Origin of the sequence: Sphingobacterium sp. JUb56, assembly GCF_014191365.1 — a bacterium.
Lineage (GTDB): Bacteria > Bacteroidota > Bacteroidia > Sphingobacteriales > Sphingobacteriaceae > Sphingobacterium > Sphingobacterium anhuiense.
Window position 1 is genome coordinate 3401583 of the sequence record NZ_JACHWL010000001.1, and the last position, 16987, is coordinate 3418569.

The window sequence follows — 16987 nt, forward strand, 5'->3', positions numbered from 1 at the left end:
CTTATTTCAAACACCTTGAGTAAAGGTAGTTTTTTTATTAATGCGGAAATAACACATTTTAATAAAATTTGTTTTGGAAAATAGAATTATACTTCTATTTTTGCCAACAGACTACGGAGAGGTGTCAGAGTGGTCGATCGAGCACGCTTGGAAAGCGTGTGTACTTAACGGTACCGCGGGTTCGAATCCCGCCCTCTCCGCATCCTAACAAGGAAAACGTATCAAAACCCTACAAATTGTACAATTTGTAGGGTTTTTCTTTTACACGCCATATCGTTTTTTTAAATACTTCTCATTTCCAGCGAGACCCTAAAAGATGGTTAGCTAGGGTCTCGCTAAAATGAACTCTTAGATATAAAACAAACAAGGTCATTACGTGACCAGTCGTTGAATATCTTGACAGTTTATACTCAAAAGAGTAAATTGAATATTGAAATAAAACATCACACACTTACATGACAAAGTGAATAAGCATAACGAATGGTTTTATTTTTAGATAAAGTCTTCCTGTAGCATAGGTATCATTCCTACTTTTTTTGTAGATTGGTTTTGCTGAACCATTAGGAGCGAACATAATAATGTAAGATTAAAATGGACAAACTGACAATCATAATAAACGGAGACAATTTTTCTGATTTAGAAAGTTTCTATCATGAAGTCGACCAAGTCTTGACGAAAGATCTTGATTGGCAAACGGGGCATAATTTAGACGCGTTTAATGACCTACTTTGTGGCGGTTTTGGTGTTTACGATTATGCGACATCTGTAAAAATTGTTTGGACAAAATTTTCTAAAAGCAGAAGCGAATTAGGAGAGAAACTTACAGATACTTTATGTGCGATAATCGCATACCACGATCATATTGAATTTGAGACAAAAGACTAAGAAATAATTGTAGTATAAAGAATAAATGATGGGCGTGATTATCTATCGCTTAAAGCGTCTACATAGGTGACTAACGATAACACTCCCTCCCTAAACTACTAAAAAGCCCAGCTACAAAGCTGGGCTTTCTCATTTTTTACATGTATTTTTTTTGAAATTTAATGATGTAAAACGTACCGTAGAAAATTATTAATCAACCGAATATTTACCCAAAGCATTCGAAAATACATAAATACCAACCGAATATTTATTGCCTAAAAAGACCTCTTTTAAATTGATTATTTTTAAAGAATACATACATGGTGCATGGCCTTTGTTAATTATAAAATTTAAAAAAATGAAAAAATTAAATGGAATGAAGAGTTTCTCTTCTTTAGAAAACAAAAAATTAGACTTAGAAAATGTGGAAGGTGTTACTGGAGGTCGTCTATCTCAGGAACGTTTCACCCAAGTTTCTTCTAACTTTTTAAATGCAGACGGTGCTCAAGATTATGATATGTACATCGGTAGTAGATTTGTTGGAAGAGGATGGGATATGTCAGATTGTGACGTTTCTTGGTAAGAACTGAATCGATTCATCACATCGTGTACATCTAACATTATTCAAAAGAACATTGATTACCTGGCGAATATGTATGTTGCCCGAGTCCCATTGACTTACTGATTGATTTTAAAGAACACAAGCAATTGTACATTGAATTTGTTAATTATAAATTTTAAAAAAATGAAAAAATTAAATGGAATGAAGAGTTTCTCTTCTTTAGAAAACAAAAAACTAGACTTAGATAATTCTAATGCTGTGTTAGGTAGTTTGGCTGGTGGGCCTCAGTATATCAGATCTAATTTCTTAGATGAAAATGGATGTCAGGATGTAGATTACTATCATGGAGGTAAATGGCGTGCTAGATTTTATGATTGTTCAGGTTGTTAATATTTCAATTTTAAGGTTATGAAGAAATTAACTGGAATGAAGGATTTTTCTGCTTTGGAAAAGAAGAAAATCGATATAAATACGGTAGGCGGATTAGCCATGTCTGGTGGTGTTTATGAAATACGTTCAAACTTCGTCGATGCACATGGTTGCTCTGATGTAGATGTTTATGATGGAAATGGCGGTACATACCTGTCAAGAGTATGGATCAAAGATGGCCGATTTCCTCACCTAGATTAAACTAAATTTCAGTTTTAATCGAAATATATTTCTAAAACATAAGCTGCTTTTGTTTGCAAAAGCAGCTTATGTTTTTAAAAAGACTGTTATACTTAAAAATAATACACTACTCAAATTTATGATTTTAATCATCTCTAAAAACAATGAAATCACGACCACAACGGTCATAAAGTGGCTTATTGCTATGAAGAAGGAATTTATCCGTATTCATGAAAACGAGGTATTTGAAATCAAAACTGCAGAAAAAAGAATTCTTTTAAAAAGCACGCGAAATCAATTTTTTCTTGATGAAATAACTGCTGTATGGTATCGACGAGGATATATCGCATTTGATACATTAAAGTACGAGAATCAAGCTATAAATCGCTATATGTTTGAAGTGCAGCACTGGTTAACAGATTATGTAATCAAATCTTTGGAAGGAAAAAAACACATCAATAAGGAAAGTAATAGTCATGTTAACAAACTATTGGTTTTAGAAAAAGCAAAAGAAGTAGGATTGGATGTACCTCCTTATTTTTTGGCTGAAGATATGAAGGATGTTATCATCAATCAAACCATTGTGAAACCCATTTCTGGTACGCCGATAATAGATATGGTTCATGAAAATCAGAATGGCATTATGTACACATCGGTCATCGAGCAAAAGAAAGAATCCAATTTCTTTATTTCTTTTTTTCAAGATAAGATCGAAAAAGATTTCGAGATACGAAGTTTCTACTTAAATGGAAAAATTTATTCTACAGCCATTATATCACAAAATGATGAAAGAACAAAGATTGATCATAGAAGATACAACAGCAAAATTCCCAATAGAAATGTCCGGTATAACCTACCTCTGGAAGTAGAGCAAAAAATTACGGTATTGATGCAGGCATTAGATCTAAATTCAGGGTCTTTAGATTTTATTAAATCTGGCGATAAGTTTTATTTTTTAGAAATTAATGCCATTGGTCAATTTTTAGGAATGTCCAATGCCTGCAACTATGGATTAGAAAGAGAAATAGCAACATATCTATAATATGGAAGAAAAAGTAAAAGACCTGATTATAAAAGAAGAGAATAAGCTTCCTCTGACATTTGAATACATGGAATTGTATGATGGTAAAAGTTCGAATAATTTAGATTCCAGTTCAGGTTCATCGCTTTATCTAAAATGTTCAACGTATCAAACAGATTATTTGTTACGGACAAAACCATTTAAACGATTGACAAGACTGATATGAGATTTTTTAATTTGTACACTGACATCTTTATAACAAAGGGATATAATCGTATACTAATATCCGATTTAGGGAGAAATGTTTCCAAATTATATCCGTTAGAATTGTATGAGCTTATTGAAGAATTAAAATCGAGTTCCATTGAATCGGTACTTGACAATTATGATCCAGAATCCAAAATGATTGTCCAAGAATATCTCGATTATTTATTGGAAAAGGAATATGGTTTTATTACGGAAAACGATTGGGATAGAAATTTCCCCCCACTATCTTACGAGTACCATGACTATCAATTGGTTTCCAATTTATTCATAGAAATTGAAAAACTATCCGTACCAGAAACATTAATAAAATCTATAACCAATTTAAATATTAAACATGTGGTTGTTTTTTGCAGAAGTTCAGCATCTTCACAAGAGATCATCGATTTTGACCGTGCTTTTGAAAATACACCTTTAGAAGGTTTAGAAATATTTACAGCCTATTCTACTGCTCTTAACGAAGCTTTTCTTCAAGCTGTTCATGATCGAAGTCAGCGGATTTATCATCTTGTATTTTATCAATGTGAAAAAGTCCCTGTGCTATCGAATTCCAGTTTCAGATTTATGGTTGATTTTACTGAAGATGCACTATCTATTAATTCCTGCGGAAAAGTAAACACAGATTATTTCAATACAAATATGCCCAAAGTTCTAGAGGCTATAAATCATAATTCTTGCCTTCACAAAAAGATTGGAATCGATATAAATGGTAATATCAAGAACTGTCCAGCAATGCCACAATCTTTTGGTAACATAAAAGAGATGACTTTAGAAGAAGTATTACAGCAAAATTCGGTTCAGGAATATTGGCATCTGACAAAAGAAGAAATAATGGTTTGTAAAGATTGTGAATTTAGAAATGTATGCACCGATTGCAGGGCTTTTACAGAACGTTCCCAATACAATAAAAAAGGTTTGGATATTTCCAAACCCTTAAAATGTGGCTATGACCCCTATAGCAATGAATGGTCGGAATGGTCTATGAATCCGCTAAAACAACAAGCGATAACGTACTATGGTTTTGAACAATTGGCTCCGAAAAATTAAATATGGCAAAATTTCCATTCTATAAACAACCGGATTCCAAAGACTGTGGACCTACCTGTCTCCGCATTATCAGTAAATATTACGGAAAAATATTACCCCTCCAGATGCTCCGTGATTTGTCCGAGACAACACGCGAAGGATCAAGTCTTTTGGGATTAAGTAAAGCTGCCGAATCTATAGGATTTAAAACACTTTCTGTAAAAATAGATTTCAAGACACTTGTTGAAGACGCACCACTTCCCTGTGTAGTGTTTTGGATGAAACAACATTACGTTGTTGTCTATAAAATTCAAAAAAAACGTCAGGGTTACCGAATCTATATTTCAGATCCAAGTTACGGCTTAATTAGCTATTCAGAAGAAGAATTTCTACAGAACTGGATAGGAAAAGGTGCTACCGATACAACAGAAGAAGGTATTGTACTCGTTCTAGAAACAACAGCACGTTTTGATCAACAAGAAGACATTTCAGACAGATCCTTTTCTATCAAAAACTATCTGAAACATTATTTTTTTAAATATAAATCCTTTATTATTCAATTGGCTTTAGGGTTGATAGGAGGAAGTTTACTGTCCTTGGTTTTTCCGTTTCTGACACAAAGTATCGTTGATATAGGGATTCAGAATCAAGATTTAAATTTTATCTATTTAGTGTTATTTGCCCAAATTATGCTTTATATTGGACAAATGGGCATAGAAGTGATCCGAGGATGGATTTTACTGCACCTATCATCACGCATCAATATATCTATTGTATCTGATTTCTTCATTAAATTGATGCGTTTGCCTATTAGCTTTTTTGATTCAAGGGTAACGGCCGATATCATGCAACGAATCGCTGATCATGGTCGAATCGAACAATTACTTACCAACAACTCTCTACAGACACTCTTTTCATTGATCAATTTTTTGGTTTTTGGTGTTGTTCTTCTATTTTACAGCTATAAGCTTTTTATTATTTATCTGGTAGGTGCTGTTCTTTATTTCTTTTGGATCGCATTTTTTTTAAAGAAGAGAAGAGAATTAGATTACAAACAGTTCTCCCAGCTAGCAGAAGAACAAGGCCAGGTCATGGAATTGATCAATGGTATGCAAGAAATCAAAATGAATAATGCCGAAACCAATAAACGTTGGCAATGGGAAGGTATTCAGATTAAAGTTTTCAGAATTAAAATTAGAGCACTTAAGCTTGAACAGATACAGACTATAGGTGGAAATATTATCAATCAACTTAAAGATGTATTCATCAGTTTTATCGCGGCAAGCCTGGTGGTAGAAGGTCAATTGACATTAGGAATGATGCTTTCTGTGCAATACATCATAGGACAGCTAAATAGTCCATTAATCCAATTTATGAACTTCATCAGACAAACGCAGGATGCTAAAATTGCACTGGAGCGATTGAATGAAATCCACGGAAAGGACGATGAGGAAAGTCTGGATAATAACTATGCGTCTGAAATTCCAGAACAAAATATTTCAGTAACGAACTTAACATTTCGCTATAAAGGATCAACTCATGCTGTATTTGAAAATTTGAATCTATTGATTCCCTATGAAAAAACGACCGCTATTGTAGGCGCCAGTGGATCTGGGAAAACGACTTTAATGAAACTTTTAACAAAGTTTTACGATGCAGATGAAGGCGAAATTAAGATTGGGAAGACCGACATACGCCATATCGCCCCCAGTATGTGGCGTGCATCCTGTGGCGTTGTTATGCAGGATGGTTACATTTTCAATGAAAGTATAGCAAATAATATTGCAATGGGTAATATTAGTGTAGATAAGCAAAAATTAAAGCACGCGGTAGAAATCGCACATATAAAAGATTTTATTGAATCATTGCCAGTAAGTTACAATACAAAAATTGGCTATGAAGGATTAGGTATCAGCGGGGGGCAACGCCAACGGATGTTAATAGCGCGTGCAGTCTATAAATCTCCACAATATGTATTTTTCGACGAAGCAACTTCTGCCCTTGACGCAAATACAGAAAAAGTTATAACAGATAATTTGAATCAGTTCCTAAAAGGGCGAACGGCAGTGATTATCGCACATCGCTTATCTACTGTAAAAAATGCAAACAAAATAATCGTACTAGATAAAGGTAAAGTGGTCGAGGAAGGCACCCATGAACAGCTTGTATCCTTAAAAGGAGAATATTATCGATTAGTAAAAAATCAATTAGAACTTGGCAACTAAAGACAACATATTGGACAATATCAATCTGCGTTCAGAGCAGGTACAGGAGGTTTTAGAAACACCGCCAAATTGGCTTATCCGTTGGGGAAGTCTAGTGATGTTAGGTATAATACTTTTATTTTTTTTACTGGCATGCATTATTAAATATCCAGAATTCATTTCATCTACTATTATTATATCATCTCAAAATCCACCAGAGAAAATTGAGGTTAGGATCGATTCACGGATTGAAAAGTTGATCGCAAAAGATCAAAAAACAGTAAAAAAAGGAGACTTACTGATGGTTTTGGAGTCGTCAGCCGATGATCAAGATATATATCAATTAAAGAAGATTCTCGATTCTCTATCGACGAAACAACTTAGTAAATTTCCATTACAACTTGTTTCCAGCTTTAGATTGGGTGAAGTACAGGAAGATTACAATGCCTTTGCCAAGGCGCTGGAGGAAGAGATATTATTTACCAATCTACAGCCTTATGCTGCAGAAGAGGTAACGGCCCTTAAAGGTATTACAGATTATAAAGAACGTGTTGCAAATCTTAGGCAACAACATATATTAGAATCAAGTAAGTTACAATTGACCGAAAAAAACTACAAGCGTTCCGAATCATTACATCGTGAAGGTGTGATAGCTGCTCTAGAACTTGAAAATGAAAAAGTAAAATTATTGGAAGCGCAAAGGAATTTCAAAAATACAGAAATATCAATTGCGCAATTGGAAGAAACTATTTTAAACTTTAAAAAAATAAAATCAGGTGCAGATGTAAATATTGTTAAAGAAAAAACTTCCTATTCATCTGCTTCTATCTTATTACTTGAAAAGCTCAAAAAAGCACTACGACAATGGGAAAAAACTTATCTCGTCTATGCTTCTATAGATGGAACATTAAGTTATCTCCAATTTTTAGGAGAGAAACAATTTGTGAAAGCGGGCAGTACCCTGCTCAGTATACTGCCAAACAATAGACAGATAACAATAGGACAAATGCATATAGGAGCTCAGAATCAAGGTAAAATAAAAATAAATCAAAAGGTATTGATCAAGCTTGATAATTATAAGTACCAGGAATATGGTATAGTACAAGGGAAAATCAAATCCATTGCTTTAGTTCAAGATAAAGACAGTAAATACTATATAGAAGTAGCACTGCCCAATGGATTACAGACTTCTTATCATAAAACAATTGTATTTGACAAGGAATTGAGCGGAACGGCTGATATTGTTACAGAAGAATTAACACTTGCTGAAAGAATATTGAGTCAATTAAGGAGTTTACTTAGATATCAAGATAATTAATGATTGTGTTATTTCGATATATATTACTAACGCTTGGCATCACATGCATTACAGGCAAAGTTTTGTTCGCACAACAGACTTTTGACTTACACCAATGCATTGCCGTTGCACTTGAAAAGAATATCACTTTAGACAAAGCGAAATTAGTTCTTGAAGACAAAAATCTAGATATAAAAAATTACAAAAATGAACGTCTACCTAATCTAAATGGATTTACAAATTTATACAACAATTTTGGACAATCTCAAGATATTTTTGGTAACAATGCACGAAATGACAACTTCAACAGTACATTAGGTTTATCTTCCTCCTATTCGATCTTAAACAATGGCAAACTGAAAAATTTCATTAAGAAATCAGAGAGAGAAATGGAAGCAAGCGGACAAGACTTAGCTTTACTCAAAAGAGAAATAACACTAAAAACTATCCAGGCTTACCTAAACGTATTGTTGCAAAAAGAGATCTGCAAATCAGTAGATACAGCTCTATTTTTTGCAGAGAGCCAACTTTTAAAAGTACAAAAGTCAACTGACCTCGGAGCCACTTCGCTTACTATATTATACGAAGCAAAGGCTAATTATGAACGTGAGAACGAAAAAAATAGACAGGCGCACTACACTATAGATAAAGCTATATTGGAACTTAAACAAATAATGGCTATTGAACCAGATCAAAATTTTGAAATTAATACGGAAACTAAGGCTTTTTCACCGTTACATCAATCAAGTTCTGAATCTTCGGATTTATACAGTTCCTATTTAAAACAACACCCTGGATTAAAAAAATATGCATTGTTAAGTGAGGCACTTCAATTTGATCAAAAAGCTATAAAAGCCCAGCTTTACCCCACGATTGATGCGAGTCTGACATTGGGTAGTTTTTATTTCAACAATTTAACTACAGGTTTTGGAAGACTTCCTTTATTTAATCAGCTTCAAAATAATTTTTCTCAACAGATAGGTCTGACCATCAATGTACCAATATTCAACAAAAATACGGTTAAGACAGCTGTTCAAAAGAATAAGATTCAACAGGCTGAAAATGCAAAACAAATACAATTAGAACAGCTTACTATCAAGCAGGAGCTAACAAAACAATTACTTGATCTGGATAATTATCAAAAACAATATAAACTAGCAACTAATGTTCTGGAAGTCACTAAAAAGGCTTTTGATTTAAGTTTAAAAAGTTACGAGGCAGGTAGAATCAGTATATACGACTTAAATACATCGCGTTCGAACCTGCTCACGACAGAGAGTGAGCTGATTCAAACTAAATACAATATGCTATTTACACAAATTTTAATCCATTATCTAAGTACAGGTGACATTAAATTTTAAACCTGTTCAAAAAATAAAATTATCCCAATCCTTCGATAAACTGCATAATCATTTCTCGCTTTCGATTTGAAATAGGAATCATCCTGCCATCCTTCATTTCCAGTTGCCCGTCTTTAAAATACTTATGGATATAATGGGAATTAATAAGATAAGATTGGTGACAACGTATAAACTGTTCTTGAGGCAACATCGCTTCAAAATGCTTTATTACTTTAGAAACCATTAAATTGACCCCATCTTTTAAATGAAAAGTAGTATATCCTTTATCACTAAAACAGTATAAAATATCCTCTACATCAACAATCTGTGTAAATTCAAAGGTTCGAAGTGCTATTTTTTTTGGAGTAGCCGGATGTTTAAGATGACTTTCTGCAATCTTGAGCTGTAATTGGTTTAGCGTAAATTCTGTCGTCTTTTTATAGCATTGTTCAATCTTCTCCATGAGTAAACTTGGATCGATCGGTTTTGTCAGATAACCAATAGCGCCAAGATTAAGCGCTTCAATAGCATATTGGTTAAAAGCAGTTATAAATATAATATTAGCATCTAAATTAAGATTGGCTAATAATGCTAAGCTGAGACCATCTTTTAACTGTATATCTGATAAGATAAGGTCCGGTAATTCTCTCGGAATTTCGATCTCGGCCTTTTTGATATTAGACGAGCTTCCAACCATCCGCACATAGGGTATTTCATCCAAAATGGATTGGATATAACGAAGTATATTCGCCTCGTCTTCGAGTACATAAATCTTTAACATAATCTAATCAAAATTCAGAGTTAATGGGAAATATATTTCAACTTGATAACCTGTTCCGTCCTGTTTAAAATTCGGATGTTTCCGCATACCTGCAACATGCTTATCCTTTCCAAATAGCAGTTCAATACGCTCCTCGGTTATTACCTGAGATAAAGATTCTTTCTTTTTATTTATCTGTGAGTTTTCCGCCACTCCCACTCCATTATCAGTAATCTCAATATGTAGCGTACCTTTAGTTTGGTAAAACCTAACTTGTAGACAACCTTTATCCTCCAGGCTCATAAGACCATGTTCTATCGCATTTTCTAAAAAGGGCTGGACTAACATCGGAGGAATAAGTGTATTATCTAAGTCTAAATCGCCTGTTTCGACATGATATTCAAAAGAGTGATTAAAACGCATTTGTTGAAGATTGACGTAGTTATTAAGACTATCTATTTCTTTTTCTAACGGTATAAAATCTTTTCTATTTAACTCTAACATATCGCGGATAACTTTTGTTAGTGTAACCAAATACTTATTTGCTTCCAATTTTTTATCGGTACTGATCAAGCCCTGCAAGTTGGCAATAGAATTATATATAAAATGAGGATTTAGCTGATTTTGTCTATTTTTTTGTTCTAAGACAAGTTGTTTATGTTGTAATAATAATTTATCATGTTCAGCCTTGAAGAGTTTTTGTTTGTAGGAGCTGAAAACAAAAAAGACAATAAAAATCGTCAATATGATGAAAATTATAAAGGTCCATCGCTGTTGGGTAATAAATTTACTGTTTAAATCATTATTTTCCTGAAGAGATCGAATTGCTTCATCTTTCTTCTGAGCATCATAACGTGCAGTAATGTCAGCTATCGCTGTCTTTTGCATCACCTCAGTGGCCTGTAGATATGCTTCATATTGTTTTCTACCATACAGGTAAGCCTGTTTATAATCACCCTTTTTTTCATAAGATTTGCTTAAGATATCCAATACCGAAGTCATATCTTTGGTTTCCTTTTTGTTTTTACGAGCGATTTCCATCCCCCTCTTTACATATAGAATAGCCGAATCAGGTTGATTGTTAGCAAGGAATAGGTCGGCAAAATTATTGTACTGTTTTAACGCCGTATTCTCTTTCGTTTTGGTGAGATAGTTAAAATATATCCTATGTCGATCAACAGCTTCTTTTGTCTTCCCCTGTTTTTTCAGCCATTGTGATTCAAAGTCAATCGAACGCATTAAGGCCAATGTATCATCCAATTCTCTAGCCAATGCTTGACAGCTATCCAGATATGTCTCAGCCCCAGGAGTTCCATCAAGATCTAAGGAGATCATAAAACGAATATCATAGTACATTTGAAGGAAGCGTGCAGATGTTGCATAGGGATGATTTTGTCTGAACAATTTAATATACCGTAAAGAATTCTCGGAGTCCTGATTAGTATAAAAAATCATGGCCAACATGTTGTCATATAAAAATAAGAATACAGACTTAGATTTCTCCACCAGACTTCTCGTATTCATAAGCTCCTTAGTCACTTCTGAGCTATTAATATCTGTATGGTCGGCTTTACTTTTTAAGAGTACATATTTCTTTAAAGCCCACTCATCCACCTGCTTAGGTAATATATATATGTTATTCACACTATTTATCAGTGAATCATCTTTGAAACCAAAGGGTAAATTAAGTGCTTTGAGTGCCCAATAATAAATATTCTTCTTAAAATTGGCTGATTTTTCATACTCGACAAATAGACTATCTCTGATCCGATTATTATCCTGTGTTGAATTTATAATCGAACTTAACAAATGATGCTTTGCAACACTGTCCAAAGTCAAACCTGCATGTTTAGAAATTGTTGGCTTCTGACTGGAGTCACAGCTTACAAATATGGTTAAAAAATAAATGCAGAAAATTATGCTCCAAATTCTATTCAATTTCAGCAAGCGACCAATTTTTAGACAATATTCTTTCATCCCTATAAAAATCATTTTTTAAAACAACTAATATAAACCATTTTCAATATTCGCTATAGTTCAACCAATATTCGAAACGATCTTGTCGATATTTAAAGAACAAGATTGTCCGAAACTTATACTATATGTAAAAATAAATAAGGTTACAGAAGTGCCGACTTCAATTAGTTTGTTTCAAATATATTTAAAAAATGGAACTAGTCAGGGGCTCTCAATTCAATTATATAAATAGTCAAATAAAAATGCTAAAATTATTTTAAAAAAAATCCGCCGGTTTACCATATTACATAAAATCAAAACCCTATAAATCAGAAAATTTATAGGGTTTTGATTTTTATTTTAAATTACGATTTTCTATCTAGTACCTATTTTGGTTGGTTAAACATGTACCGAGCGATCTTCCATTTGTTATTTTCTTTTTTCATTAAAAAAAACTCTCGATTTAACTCGTTAGATTTTTGTCCACTAGCACGGATCAATTGACTTCCGTTTGATTGAGTTCGAACAAATACTACATTATCTTCAAGTATAACTGCTTCCTCCATTTTAAAGGATACATTAAGCAGGATTGCTTTAAAAACATTTTGATAAGCTATTGTAAGTTCATGTGTTCCTGTTGCTGTGGGCAACCCTGTTGGCATAAATATACCGTCAGCCGTGTATTGACCGACGGCCTGCTCGACATTTGATTTATTCAGGGCTTCAAAATAAATAGTCAAAGCATCTTCGATTTCCGCTTTTATTGTTTGTTTATTCATTACTGTTGAATTTTCAAGTTTAGAAATATGTGCATCATCATTCCGCTGATTTGTTTCATTTTGGCAGGCTAATAACATAAAAAAAAACACTGCCGCCACCATGGCCTTTATCATATGATTTTAGATTTTATGTTGACCAATAATATCCTTTGCTTCATCAAGTACCACTGTTTTTCCCAGTGCTCCGAACTCATGAAGATCGCCAAATACTTCTATGCGAATAGATTGATTGATACCTCCAATATGAAGAGGTTCAAAACCACTGGCTTTGATTAATTCTTCAACAAATTGATTACTATTAGTATTATCCGATGCATAAAATAACACTTTATTTTGAGGGGTAACGAAAGCCTCTTCTGATAATGAATGTACACCTAGAGTTCCAAATGCTTTAACAAAACTGGTTTCTTTAGGTACCAAAGCTAATAGAGTCTGACCTGCAGAATCATGTTGATCAATAATTTTTCTAAAACCTCCATTGCCATCTGGAGCAATTGGATTTGAAACATCTACAATAATTTTTCCTTTTAGCTCCGTCGCATACTGCACCAAAAATTCTTTAATATTATCAAAGTAAATCGCTGGAATGATTACATCAGCTTTATGAATCGCATCGGATATCTCCTCTGCAGTGGCAAGATTTCCAAATTTGTCCGCCAGATTGCTTGCCTTCTCAAATGCTCTAGAGGAAAGGATAACCGGGTGATTTCCTTTCACAAGATTAGTGGCTATGGCTTTACCAATATTACTCAAACCAATAACGGCTACTTTTACTTGTTGATTTACTGTATTCATCGTTTTATATGTTAAAAATTTGTTTGTCATTATTGACAATACAAAATTGCGATGAATAGTCAACCTACACCTATAAGCTATAATAAGAAATACCCTTAATCTAGTTTAAGAGTATAGTTATTTTCTAAATCTATCGTTCTTTATTTTACTCAAAAATTCTGCAGTTATACCTAAATAAGAGGCAATTTGTGTATTAGGTAGCCTATTTGCTAAATTGGGATATTGATTAATAAAACTTTCGTACCTATCAATAGCGGTAGAACTAAACATTTGTAATAATCGATTTTGAAGTTCAATATATTTATTTTCAATAATCACACGGAAATTACGGTCAAACTTTGGATAATTAGTGTATAAATACCATAAATCACCTTTGGAAATCTGTAATACTACTGAAGGTTCTATTGCTTCTATATATAACTGCGAAGGAGTTTCACGATGTAAACTACCTATGTCCGAAATCCAATCGTCTTCAGCTGCGAAGACAAGATTATGTTCAGCCCCCTTATCATCTATACCGTACATTTTAAAACAACCACTCTGTATGTAGGTAAAAGACTTACATACATCCCCTTGGTGTAAAAGAAACTGTCTTCTTTTTATAGTTCTCTTCGTAATATGGTTTGTTAAAACCGCGATCTCCTCGCTATCAAGGGGCAGATACTGGTTAAAGTGGTTTATAATATGATCCATATCAATTCTTTTTTCTAAACAATCTTCTAAAGATACAAAATGAGAATGCCATGAATATAATGATGGATTTAATATTTCTAAATAAAGCCGCGTTTATAGTTTTGATAAATACGCTATATTTTCAAAATCAAAACACATATGCTATAACATTCATCCTAATTTTTAAACAAGGAATATACTAATAAAGTTAACAACTTTAAGATCTGAGTACATGGAGTGATGATGTGAAAAAAAGTCATAAACTAATGCTTTACCATATAAAACAATCCGAAATAATTATTTTTTTCCTTTTAATAAAGCAACAACAGCAATTACTAACATTTTTCTTATATTAGGGAAAATAGTACGTATCAAGGTATCCTTACTAACATTTAACTTTTCTTTATGAAAGCTTTAATTATAATCGATGTACAGTATGATTTTTTACCAGGAGGTGCTTTAGCTGTTAATCATGGTGATGAAATCGTACACACAATTAACGAGCTACAGACACAGTATGATCTTGTGGTAGCCACACAAGATTGGCATCCAAGGGGGCACAAAAGTTTTTATACCTCGCATCCTGGCAAAGAGCCATTTGAAGAAATAATGTTAAATGGATTAGATCAGGTACTTTGGCCAGAGCATTGCATACAAGGAACTAAAGGCGCTGAATTCGTCTCTGGACTTTCAACAAATGCAATTGAAGCTATTTTTAGAAAAGGAATGGATAAAGAAATTGATAGCTATAGTGGTTTTTTTGATAATGGTAGAAAAAAATCTACAGGAATGGGTGATTATCTTAAAGGTAGAGGTGTTACAGAAGTAGCTGTCTGTGGAGTGGCTGCTGATTACTGCGTATATTACACTGCAAACGATGCTTTAGATTTAGGTTTTAAATCGAGTATTATAGCGGGTGCATCTAAACCAATAGATCTGGAAAGATACGATCGTGTGAAAAAAGACTTTATATCGAAGGGCGGTACAATCATATGACCAGCTGACAAATCTAAACATAATATTTACAGTAATTATAAATTAGGCCCAATAGCGAAGTTGGGCTTTTTTTATGATCACGAATGGAGAAGGCTTAATTTCAGGTTTATGTATTCGTTATCAAATTGATTGTTGGTATATGATAAAGAACACCAATAGTAATGGCAGGCCATTTCCTTCTTTTCCCCCTTTTCATAAAGAAATGCTAAAGAGCTATAAAATGGAAATTTAAGAAAGTCATTTAACATAGGTTCCAAATCAAACATTTTCTCAATCAATGGAGTTATTGGCAAGTAATTACTCTCAGCAATAACCCTATTTATTTTTACTGCTATAGCATTAGGCTCTAAAAATTCTAATTGAGAATACAAGGTAGATATCAATCTCCAATCTGTTTTTTCATAATTAGGTGAAGAACAATGCACTGAAGCAATTAAAGCCTCTAAATGATATTTATTCAGCCTATTTTTACTTAAATCTATTTTATTAAGATAAGCATATCCCTCGCTTATTAAATTTTTATCCCAAAGCGTCCGATTTTGAAATTGAATAGATATCCATCCATTTTCTTGAATCCTTGCAGGAAATCGAGAAACATGAAAGAAAAATAAAGCTAAAAGAGCATTTAATTCACAATGATCCTCCTGATATTTTTTGACTAAAACACTTAGACGAATCGCTTCAAAACATAAATCCTTTTTTATTGATTCTCGTTTTTGAGCAGATTTGAAGCCTTCATTAAACATCAAATACAATACATGAAGCAGATGGGGCATCTCATTATGCAAGCTTTCGAATTCACATTTCTCATATTGAATAGCAATTTTTTTTATTAAAACCTGACTTCGTAAGATGATCTTTTTAATAGTTTCAACGGGTAACATCATGGCTCTTGATATTTCAGAATAGCCAAATCCACATAAATAAAACAAAGATATAATCAACTTATTTCTGTCAGAGACATTGATTTTAGAAAAGAAGATCAACAATTGAAGTAAACTATCTTCGGCTTCATGTGACGCAATTGATTCTTCTTCCTCGTACGAAATTCGATTAAGAATCTTGCTTCCAACCGAATCTCGATTGATTTTATTGATTAATTTATTTTGAGAAACATAAATTAACCATCCGAAACAATTTTTGGGAGTTCCTTTATATCTCCATTCACTTAGGGCAATTTCAAATGCTTCCTGAACTGCATCAACAATATTATCGATCTGCTGATATCCAAATTTTGCAGACAAAAACGAAATCATCTTTCCATGGTATTCCCTGAAAAGATGATCTGTTAATTTGTCAATGTCCTTATTGCTCATCGGTAATGATAATCTCCCGTATTTCTAAAGTTGCACCATTCTTTAAATCAGGACAACTTTTAGCAAGCTGTGTTGCTTCTTCCAAACTTTTCACACTTAATTTGTAGTAACCGCTAACACATTCTTTTGTCTCGATGTATGGACCATCTGAAATCATATCCTTCTTTAATGTAACTCCATTAGCTTCTAGTGGATTTCCTTCTAGAAAATGTCGATTTGCAACCAGTTCCTCTACCCAATTGATATGTTCCTGAATATCAGCCTGCATATCTTCTACCGATAGGTTGCCATAAGTCGAAGACTCACGAATCAACAATAAAAACTCTTTCATCTTTTCTTAATTAAGGTTAATAAATATACTATTTATTTTAATGACAAATGAGGATCGTAATTCGGGACATTTTTTTTCAAATCGTATTCAAGAAATTTATAATCACATGAATAGATGCAATTTAACGTAATATAAGGTACTAAAAAATAGTGATTAATGTATATGATCGCGATTAGATATATACTTTTTCCTTGT

Annotated in this window: 18 protein-coding genes and 1 tRNA gene; 12 read left to right on the top strand and 7 right to left on the bottom strand. The window is 33.2% G+C overall.

All coding sequences use genetic code 11. The features are described from left to right. Positions 1–115 precede the first annotated feature (115 nt). The 11 genes from FHR29_RS14575 to FHR29_RS14625 all read left to right on the top strand — a co-directional run bounded on the left by FHR29_RS14575 (position 116) and on the right by FHR29_RS14625 (position 9208). Positions 116–200 (top strand) — tRNA-Ser (locus tag FHR29_RS14575). Between the two features lie 391 nt (positions 201–591). Next, a complete protein-coding gene (locus FHR29_RS14580; protein WP_132771934.1) occupies positions 592–885 on the top strand; it encodes a barstar family protein in 294 nt (97 codons plus the stop codon). A 337-nt stretch (positions 886–1222) separates the two neighbouring features. Continuing rightward, entirely contained in the window at positions 1223–1447 is a 225-nt protein-coding gene (locus FHR29_RS14585) for a TIGR04139 family peptide modification target (RefSeq protein WP_132843965.1), read from the top strand. Between the two features lie 162 nt (positions 1448–1609). After that, positions 1610–1816 carry a TIGR04139 family peptide modification target gene (locus tag FHR29_RS14590; protein WP_183915508.1) on the top strand — a complete coding sequence of 69 codons (207 nt, stop codon included), beginning with the start codon at positions 1610–1612 and terminating at the stop codon, positions 1814–1816. A gap of 18 nt (positions 1817–1834) precedes the next feature. Further along, positions 1835–2056, top strand: coding sequence for a TIGR04139 family peptide modification target (locus tag FHR29_RS14595; protein WP_132771937.1), 222 nt, complete (start codon positions 1835–1837; stop codon positions 2054–2056). 118 nt (positions 2057–2174) lie between these two features. Next, on the top strand, positions 2175–3077 hold the full coding sequence (gwsG, locus tag FHR29_RS14600) for a grasp-with-spasm system ATP-grasp peptide maturase (protein ID WP_183915510.1): 903 nt from the start codon (positions 2175–2177) through the stop codon (positions 3075–3077). A 1-nt stretch (position 3078) separates the two neighbouring features. Next, positions 3079–3282: a hypothetical protein gene (locus FHR29_RS14605; RefSeq protein ID WP_165902457.1), complete on the top strand. Its 204-nt coding sequence runs from the start codon at positions 3079–3081 to the stop codon at positions 3280–3282. Continuing rightward, positions 3279–4367: a grasp-with-spasm system SPASM domain peptide maturase gene (gwsS, locus tag FHR29_RS14610; protein WP_243655474.1), complete on the top strand. Its 1089-nt coding sequence runs from the start codon at positions 3279–3281 to the stop codon at positions 4365–4367. Before FHR29_RS14605 ends, gwsS begins: the two co-directional genes overlap by 4 nt. 2 nt (positions 4368–4369) lie before the next feature. Then, positions 4370–6571, top strand: coding sequence for a peptidase domain-containing ABC transporter (locus FHR29_RS14615; RefSeq protein WP_132771939.1), 2202 nt, complete (start codon positions 4370–4372; stop codon positions 6569–6571). Next, positions 6561–7868: an HlyD family efflux transporter periplasmic adaptor subunit gene (locus FHR29_RS14620; protein ID WP_132771940.1), complete on the top strand. Its 1308-nt coding sequence runs from the start codon at positions 6561–6563 to the stop codon at positions 7866–7868. Before FHR29_RS14615 ends, FHR29_RS14620 begins: the two co-directional genes overlap by 11 nt. Then, positions 7868–9208, top strand: a complete 1341-nt coding sequence (locus FHR29_RS14625; RefSeq protein ID WP_132771941.1) for a TolC family protein — start codon at positions 7868–7870, stop codon at positions 9206–9208. The genes FHR29_RS14620 and FHR29_RS14625 overlap by 1 nt, the downstream gene beginning before the upstream one ends. Before the next feature lie 19 nt (positions 9209–9227). On the opposite strand, the gene FHR29_RS14630 is transcribed toward FHR29_RS14625, so the two are convergent. The 5 genes from FHR29_RS14630 to FHR29_RS14650 form a co-directional block, all read right to left on the bottom strand. After that, complete coding sequence (locus FHR29_RS14630; protein ID WP_132771942.1) at positions 9228–9968, bottom strand: LytTR family DNA-binding domain-containing protein; 741 nt, start codon at positions 9966–9968, stop codon at positions 9228–9230. A 3-nt stretch (positions 9969–9971) separates the two neighbouring features. Next, positions 9972–11924 carry a sensor histidine kinase gene (locus FHR29_RS14635; protein ID WP_183915512.1) on the bottom strand — a complete coding sequence of 651 codons (1953 nt, stop codon included), beginning with the start codon at positions 11922–11924 and terminating at the stop codon, positions 9972–9974. A 365-nt stretch (positions 11925–12289) separates the two neighbouring features. Continuing rightward, positions 12290–12796 carry a nuclear transport factor 2 family protein gene (locus tag FHR29_RS14640; protein WP_183915514.1) on the bottom strand — a complete coding sequence of 169 codons (507 nt, stop codon included), beginning with the start codon at positions 12794–12796 and terminating at the stop codon, positions 12290–12292. Positions 12797–12802: 6 nt separating this feature from the next. Next, complete coding sequence (locus FHR29_RS14645) at positions 12803–13477, bottom strand: NADPH-dependent F420 reductase (RefSeq protein ID WP_183915516.1); 675 nt, start codon at positions 13475–13477, stop codon at positions 12803–12805. A gap of 117 nt (positions 13478–13594) precedes the next feature. Next, the gene (locus FHR29_RS14650; protein ID WP_021189816.1) at positions 13595–14170 is read right to left on the bottom strand and encodes a Crp/Fnr family transcriptional regulator; all 576 of its coding nucleotides are present in this window, start codon (positions 14168–14170) and stop codon (positions 13595–13597) included. A 384-nt stretch (positions 14171–14554) separates the two neighbouring features. On the opposite strand from FHR29_RS14650, the gene pncA reads away from it, so the two are divergent. After that, on the top strand, positions 14555–15145 hold the full coding sequence (gene pncA / locus FHR29_RS14655; protein ID WP_183915519.1) for a bifunctional nicotinamidase/pyrazinamidase: 591 nt from the start codon (positions 14555–14557) through the stop codon (positions 15143–15145). Between the two features lie 77 nt (positions 15146–15222). On the opposite strand, the gene FHR29_RS14660 is transcribed toward pncA, so the two are convergent. Both FHR29_RS14660 and FHR29_RS14665 read right to left on the bottom strand, forming a co-directional pair. Then, positions 15223–16461: a DUF6596 domain-containing protein gene (locus tag FHR29_RS14660; RefSeq protein WP_183915521.1), complete on the bottom strand. Its 1239-nt coding sequence runs from the start codon at positions 16459–16461 to the stop codon at positions 15223–15225. After that, on the bottom strand, positions 16451–16792 hold the full coding sequence (locus tag FHR29_RS14665) for a YciI family protein (RefSeq protein WP_183915523.1): 342 nt from the start codon (positions 16790–16792) through the stop codon (positions 16451–16453). The genes FHR29_RS14660 and FHR29_RS14665 overlap by 11 nt, the downstream gene beginning before the upstream one ends. Positions 16793–16987 lie beyond the last annotated feature (195 nt).